Annotated in this window: 7 protein-coding genes; 3 read left to right on the top strand and 4 right to left on the bottom strand. The window is 70.4% G+C overall.

The genetic code is table 11. The annotated features are described in order from the left end of the window. The first annotated feature begins 896 nt into the window (after window positions 1-896). Both G3I65_RS11935 and G3I65_RS11930 read left to right on the top strand, forming a co-directional pair. Window positions 897-1,334, top strand: a complete 438-nt coding sequence (locus G3I65_RS11935; protein WP_160696159.1) for a DUF485 domain-containing protein — start codon at window positions 897-899, stop codon at window positions 1,332-1,334. Then, window positions 1,331-2,920 (top strand): cation acetate symporter, encoded by a 1,590-nt coding sequence (locus G3I65_RS11930; protein ID WP_160696158.1) that lies wholly within the window; start codon window positions 1,331-1,333, stop codon window positions 2,918-2,920. Before G3I65_RS11935 ends, G3I65_RS11930 begins: the two co-directional genes overlap by 4 nt. A 21-nt stretch (window positions 2,921-2,941) precedes the next feature. On the opposite strand, the gene G3I65_RS11925 is transcribed toward G3I65_RS11930, so the two are convergent. Then, window positions 2,942-3,508 (bottom strand): TetR/AcrR family transcriptional regulator, encoded by a 567-nt coding sequence (locus G3I65_RS11925; protein WP_160696157.1) that lies wholly within the window; start codon window positions 3,506-3,508, stop codon window positions 2,942-2,944. A gap of 135 nt (window positions 3,509-3,643) precedes the next feature. Between G3I65_RS11925 and G3I65_RS11920 the strand changes: the two genes are divergently transcribed. After that, window positions 3,644-5,068, top strand: a complete 1,425-nt coding sequence (locus G3I65_RS11920; RefSeq protein ID WP_160696156.1) for an MFS transporter — start codon at window positions 3,644-3,646, stop codon at window positions 5,066-5,068. Here G3I65_RS11920 and G3I65_RS11915 read toward each other — a convergent pair. From G3I65_RS11915 to G3I65_RS11905, 3 genes are all read right to left on the bottom strand, one after another. Further along, entirely contained in the window at window positions 5,046-5,387 is a 342-nt protein-coding gene (locus tag G3I65_RS11915; protein ID WP_125315650.1) for a DUF3817 domain-containing protein, read from the bottom strand. The genes G3I65_RS11920 and G3I65_RS11915 overlap by 23 nt on opposite strands. 10 nt (window positions 5,388-5,397) lie before the next feature. After that, window positions 5,398-5,796, bottom strand: coding sequence for a hypothetical protein (locus G3I65_RS11910; protein WP_309235411.1), 399 nt, complete (start codon window positions 5,794-5,796; stop codon window positions 5,398-5,400). Window positions 5,797-6,023: 227 nt separating this feature from the next. Beyond that, window positions 6,024-6,438, bottom strand: a 415-nt coding sequence (locus G3I65_RS11905) for a lytic murein transglycosylase (protein WP_160696155.1), incomplete at its 5' end; no start/stop codon positions are given.

The raw sequence follows: 6,438 nt of genomic DNA, 5'->3' as shown, positions 1-6,438 counted from the left end.
CGCCGCCCGCACCCTGCCACTTCGCCGTCGCCCTCGCTCGCCCCCGGCAGCCCGGCCGTCCGCGCGCCCGTCTCCGGGCAGGCACCGCCCCGACGTCCCGTGCAAGGGACTGTGCACGTGCACGGCGCAAGTTGCGTTCTGCACGGTTGTCGAGATCAACTTTATCGGTGCCAATCGATCGCTGCGGTCAGCTGGGCCAAAGAATCGTACCCCCGATGCCGGGCCGGTCAATTTTGTCGTCCACTCGGGCGCTGACCTGCGAAAAGCGGATTTCCGGCCGAGAACCGCGCCGACCCCGCTCCCAAAGGGGGAATTCCGGTTACCGGGCAGGCCTCACCCGGGCATCCGGCCGTCACCCGATTAGCCCAAGCAGGGCAGCAGCATACCTCGGACGATCTACACTCTGTACCCCCAACGGGTGGGTCAAGTCTCAAGATGTGCCCGATCTTGTGGCGTTGCGAGCCCACGTCCCCCGACCTGGTGATTTCTTTCGAGAACCGGCGCCGACCAGTGGATCTTCGCCGCCACGCCGCCCACGGTGGACCCTCTTCGGCGCTACGGAACCGTAGTATGACTACCCCGCGTGACGATCGGTCACCCGCGTCCGGCCGGGTTACCTCGTTCGCCGCAGCGTAGGCCGAACGCGACAACGTCGCGTCACAATTTTTCTCATCATTACGGGTGATCTGCCCGTGACCCAGTCACCAAAAGCGTATTCGACCCTTTCGACGAGAAACCGAATACGGCGCCCGCCGGACCCCCGAACGTCCCGGCCGCCTTCGGACTCCGCCGGACGGCGTAGTTACGATGTTCGCCTCGCAGACCGCAAGGGCGGCCGGCGCCCGCCGCGGGCACCGGGTCCCGCCGCCACGCCAGGCTCTCTGCCGGAGGCACCCATGTACGACGTCGCGCGACCAGCGACGGGCAACGCCCTCGAGGAGACCGGCCGGATGCCGGCCCTCTTCACCGGAGAGCGCCCGCCGGGCGCCCCGCAGCGGCGGACCGCCGCCCCCACCGGCCCCGACTACGCCGGGATCCAGGCCAGTCCCGAGTTCGTCGCGCTGCGCCGCCGGTTCCGCGGGTTCGTCTTCCCGATGAGCTTCGCCTTCTTCGCCTGGTACATGACCTACGTGCTGCTGGCGGCCTACGCGCACGACTTCATGAGCACCAAGGTGTTCGGCCAGGTCAACGTCGGCATCGTGCTCGGCATCGGCCAGTTCGCGAGCACCGCGCTGGTCACCTGGCTCTACCTCCGCTACGCGCGCCGCCAGGTCGACCCGCGCGTGGCCGAGCTGCGCGCCGCCGCGGGCGCGCCGGAAGGGACGCGCCGGTGACCGCCCTCGCCGCGGGGGCACCCGCCAGCAACCCGCTCGTCAACACGGTCGTGTTCGCCCTCTTCGTGGCGATCACGCTGTACGTCGTCTACCGGGCCAGCTCCCGGAACTCCTCGACGTCGGACTACTACGCCGCGGGCAGCGCCTTCACCGGCCGCCAGAACGGCATCGCGCTCTCGGGCGACTTCCTGTCGGCGGCGTCCTTCCTCGGGATCGCCGGCGCCATCGCGATCCACGGCTACGACGGCTTCCTCTACTCCATCGGCTTCCTGGTCGCCTGGCTGGTCGACCTGCTGCTGATCGCCGAGCTGCTGCGCAACACCGGCCGCTTCACGATGGGCGACGTGCTCAGCTTCCGGATGAAGCAGCGCCCGGTGCGCGCGGCGGCGGCGACGTCGACGCTGGTCATCTCCTTCTTCTACATGCTGGCGCAGATGGCGGGCGCCGGCGGCCTGGTGGCGCTGCTGCTCAACGTGCACTCCAAGCTCGGCCAGGCGCTGGTGATCGGCGTCGTCGGCCTGGTCATGGTGCTGTACGTGCTGGTCGGCGGGATGAAGGGCACCACGTGGGTGCAGATCATCAAGGCGACCATCCTGCTGCTGTGCGGCGCGCTGCTCACGGTGTTCCTGTTCGGCAAGTTCGGCTTCTCGTTCTCGAACCTGCTCTCCTCGGCGGCCGAGAACAGCCCGCTCGGCGACAAGCTCCTCGAGCCGGGCGGCTCGTACGGCAAGAACGGCACCACCAAGCTGGACTTCGTGTCGCTGGCGCTGGCGCTGGTCCTCGGCGCGGCGGCGCTGCCGCACGTGCTGATGCGCTTCTACACCGTGCCGAACTCCCGCGAGGCGCGGCGAAGCGTCGTCTGGGCGACGGCGTGCATGTTCCTCTTCTACCTGTGCACGCTGGTGATCGGCTTCGGCGCGGCGGCGCTGGTCGGCGCGGACGAGATCAAGGCCGCGCCCGGCGGCGAGAACTCGGCGGCCCCGCTGCTGGCCCTGCACGTCGGCGGGACGCTGCTGCTGGGCATCATCGCCGCGGTGGCGTTCGCGACGATCCTCGCGGTCGTGGCCGGGCTGACGATCACCGCGTCGGCCTCCTTCGCCCACGACGTCTACGCGAACATCTTCAAGCGGGGCAAGGCGGAGCCGGCCGACGAGGTCCGGGTGGCGCGGCTGACCGCGATCGTCGTCGGCGCCATGGCGATCGTCGGCGGGGTACTGGCGAACGGGCAGAACATCGCGTTCCTGGTGGCGCTGGCGTTCGCGGTGGCGGCGTCGGCGAACCTCTCGACGCTGCTCTACTCCTTGTTCTGGAAGCGGTTCAACACGACCGGCACGCTGTGGGGCATCTACGGCGGCCTGATCGCGTGCCTGCTGCTCGTGCTCTTCTCGCCGGTCGTGTCGGGCTCGCCGGACTCGATCTTCAAGGGTATCGACTTCGCCTGGTTCCCGCTGAAGAACCCGGGCCTGGTCTCGATCCCGTTCTCGTTCCTGTGCGGGTTCGTCGGCACGCTGGTCGGCAAGCCGAAGGCGGACGAAGCCAAGCAGGCCGAGATGGAGGTCCGCTCCCTCACCGGGATCGGCAGCTGAACCCCGCCTGGACGGCCCGCGTCACGCGCGCAGGCCGTCCAGGATCACGGCCAGCACCCGCCTGCCGTCCTCCGGGCTGCAGTTGCGCACGGCCATCCCCGCGCCGTGCCCCAGCCGGAGCACGTCGACGCCCTCGATGTCCGCGCGGACCAGCCCCGCGTCCCGGGCCGCGTCGACCAGCACGCCGGTCGCCTCGCGCAGCCGCTTCTGGCAGTACTGGAACGTCTCCGACCCGGAGTCGATCGACTCCTTGAGGAACGTGGCCAGCTTGTGCCGCTCGACCACCCAGGTGACCTGCGCGGTCAGCCACGCCTCCAGCGCCTCCCACGGCGGCAGCTCGTCGTGCAGCGCGAACGCGCGGTCGGCGAGCACTTCGATTTCGTCGCGGTAGACCGCTTCGAACAGCTTCTCGCGGGTCGGGAAGTGCCGGTAGAGCGTCCCGGCGCCGACGCCCGCCTTCTTCGCGATGTCGTCCAGCGGCACGTCGGGCCCGTGGCCGGTGAAGAGCTCCTTCGCCGTCGCGACGATGCGCTCGTAGTTGCGGCGTGCGTCCGCCCGCATCGGACGCGCCGTGTCCCCGCCCGGCATCCCGGCCTCCTCACCACGTAACCGGAGAGATTCTCCGAATTCACTTGCGCATCCGGAGACGCTCTCCATATTATCGCGTCGTGTCCAAGTGGAGAAGCTCTCCACTTACCTTCGTGCTCCTTGGGGGAGTATCCCTTGTCGCAGCAAACGCTCCACCCCGCGCCCGTGGCGGCCCCGCCACGCCGCAGCGGGCTCGTCCTGGCGATCATCCTGACCTGCCAGCTCATGCTCATCCTCGACGCGACCGTGATGAACGTCGCACTCCCGCGCATCCAGTCCGACCTGGGGTTCTCCCCCACCGGCCTGTCCTGGGTGATGACCGCCTACAGCCTCGTCTTCGGCGGGCTGCTGCTGCTCGGCGGCCGGGCGGGCGACCTGTTCGGCAGGCGCCGGATGTTCGTCGCGGGCACCGCCCTGTTCACCCTCGCCTCGCTGGCCGGCGGCCTCGCCGACTCGGCCGCGCTGCTCATCGCCGCCCGCGTCCTGCAGGGCGTCGGCGCCGCGATGGCGGGCCCGAGCACCTTGGCGCTGGTCACGACGACGTTCACCGAGGCCAAGGCCCGCGTCCGGGCGCTCGCGCTGTTCTCCGCGATGTCCAGCGGCGGCTTCGCGATCGGCCTGATCGTCGGCGGCCTGCTCACCGAATGGATCTCGTGGCGCGCCGCGCTGTTCATCAACGTCCCGTTCGGGCTGGCGATCGTGCTCCTCGCCCCGCGGTTCGTCCCCGAGCCGCCGCGCCGGCGCGCCCATCTCGACCTGCCCGGCGCGATCACCGGCACCTTCGGCGTCGGCGCGCTCGTGTTCGCCTTCACCCACGCCGCGTCCGACGGCTGGGCGAGCCCGGTGACCCTCGGGTCGCTCGCCGGCGGCCTGGCGCTGCTGACGGCGTTCGTCGTGATCGAAGCCCGGACCGCGCTGCCGCTGGTCCCGCTGCGCCTGTTCGCCGACCGCAACCGCAGCGCGGCCTATGTCAGCTTCTTCCTCGGCCCGATGGCGATGATGTCGATGTTCTTCTTCCTCACCCAGTTCATGCAGGACATCCGGCACTACGCGGCGCTGGCCACCGGGTTCGCGTTCCTGCCGATGGCGGCGCTCATCTTCACGATGAGCCGGCTCGTGCCGCGGCTGCTCCCCCGCTACGGGCCGAAGCCGCTGGCGCTCACCGGGTCGCTGCTGATGGTCGCGGGGGTCACCTGGCTCGCCACGCTCACCACGAGCAGCGCGTACTTCCCGGCACTGCTGGGTCCGCTGCTGCTGATGGGGCTCGGCGGCGGGCTGGCGTTCGCGCCGCTCAACGTGATCGTGATGGCCACGGTGCCCACCGAGGACGCGGGCGCCGCGGGCGGCGTGCTGCAGACGATGCAGCAGGTCGGCAGCACGCTGGGACTGGCCGTGCTGATCACCGTGTTCGGCTCGGTGACCCGCACCACGACGTCGACGGGCGCCCAGCTCACGGTCGACGGGATGACCGCCGCGTTCGCGACGGCCGCGGTGTTCGCGGCCGGCTCGTTCTTGGTGGCGCTGACGTTCCGCCGGGTTACAGCTTCTGCCCGGCCTTGACCTTGTGCGTCACCCGGCGCTCGACGAGGAACGAGACGAACGGGACGCAGCCGGCCAGCAGCACCAGCACGGTGCCCTTGATCGACCAGCGGGCCTTGATCGCCAGGTCGATGGTCAGCACCAGGTAGATCATGTAGAGGACGCCGTGGATCGGCGAGTAGACCGCGGACGGCGTCGGGTTGTCGAAGCCGTAGCGCAGCACCATCACGAAGCACAGGCCGAGCAGCCCGACGCCGGTGACGTAGGCGGCGGTCCGGAAGCGGAGCAGGGGGCCGGCGAGCGGCACCGCGGTCCGGGCGCCTTCGGTGCTGGTGGTCATCGGGTCGTCCTCACTCTGCGGCCTGCTGGTCGCGGGCGTTCAGCTCGCGCAGGTAACGGTTGTACGCGGCCAGCTCCTCGTCTTCGTCCGAGCGTTGCACGTCGGGACGGGGACGGGGAGCGGGCACCTCGGCGACGGGCTTTTCGCCGGGCTTCTCGTCCGCGGTGCCGTCGGCTTCGGCCTTCAGGCGGAGCTTGCGGATCCGCCAGAACATGAAGGCCGGGAAGAGCCCGAACAGCGGCCACTGCAGGACGTAGCCGAGGTTCTGGAAGGTGCCGTTCGCCGAGGTGAAGCGGTCCCACTGCCACCAGGCGAGCCCGCAGCAGACGAGCAGGCTCACCAGGCACGTCGCGGCGATCGCGATCCGGCGCCCCCAGGGGGACGCGGCAGGCGGCTGGGGATCTGGCACGGCATCGACGCTAGCACTGGGCGGCTGAGGACCGGCGGCCGACCGCGTACCGGGTGGCGCCGCTCTCAGCCCAGGTCGGCAGCGCTTTACCGCCCCTTGGCCCGGACGGACTCGGCCTGAGTCGCCTGGCCGCGTGGTCTGCCCGGCGTCTCGGGGATGTCGTGAAAGGGTCGTTCATGTCGTCTGACGAGGTGAACGACCCTTTCATGGCGTTTCGGGCCGCGGGCTCAGCCCTGCTTGCGCACCGACTGCGCGCCCTTCGCATACCCATCCGCCAACCCGAACACCTTCTGCGCGTACTCCGTCGAGTTGTTGTACGACAGGATCCCGGCCCACCAGCCGCCCGGGCTCGCCATGTCGCGGCCGCCCGCGCACAGGTAACGGGCCGCCGCCAGGGCCGCGTCGTCGATCTGCTGGGGGTCGCCGAGGCCGTCGCCGTTGCCGTCGGAGGCCCACTTGCGCCAGGTGCCCGGGATGAACTGCATCGGGCCGACCGCGCGGTCGACGCCCGCGTCGCCGTCGTAGCGGCCGCCGTCGGTGTCGCCGATGGCCTGGACCCCGGCCGAGCCGTCGAGCGGGACGCCGATGATCGGCTTGGACGGGCGGCCGTCGGCGCCGAGGACCGCGCCCGCGTACTGGCCG

Source organism: Amycolatopsis sp. SID8362 (genome assembly GCF_010550475.1).
In the GTDB taxonomy this organism is placed as follows: Bacteria; Actinomycetota; Actinomycetes; order Mycobacteriales; family Pseudonocardiaceae; genus Amycolatopsis; species Amycolatopsis eburnea.
Note: the sequence above shows the minus strand (reverse complement) of the source record. Positions and strands in the feature narration are given on the sequence as shown.

Coding starts and splice junctions, on each gene's coding strand:
- G3I65_RS11915 (WP_125315650.1), bottom strand. CDS start 5,387: ATGACCACCAGCACCGAAGGCGCCCGGACCGCGGTGCCGCTCGCCGGC.
- G3I65_RS11925 (WP_160696157.1), bottom strand. CDS start 3,508: ATGCCGGGCGGGGACACGGCGCGTCCGATGCGGGCGGACGCACGCCGC.
- G3I65_RS11935 (WP_160696159.1), top strand. CDS start 897: ATGTACGACGTCGCGCGACCAGCGACGGGCAACGCCCTCGAGGAGACC.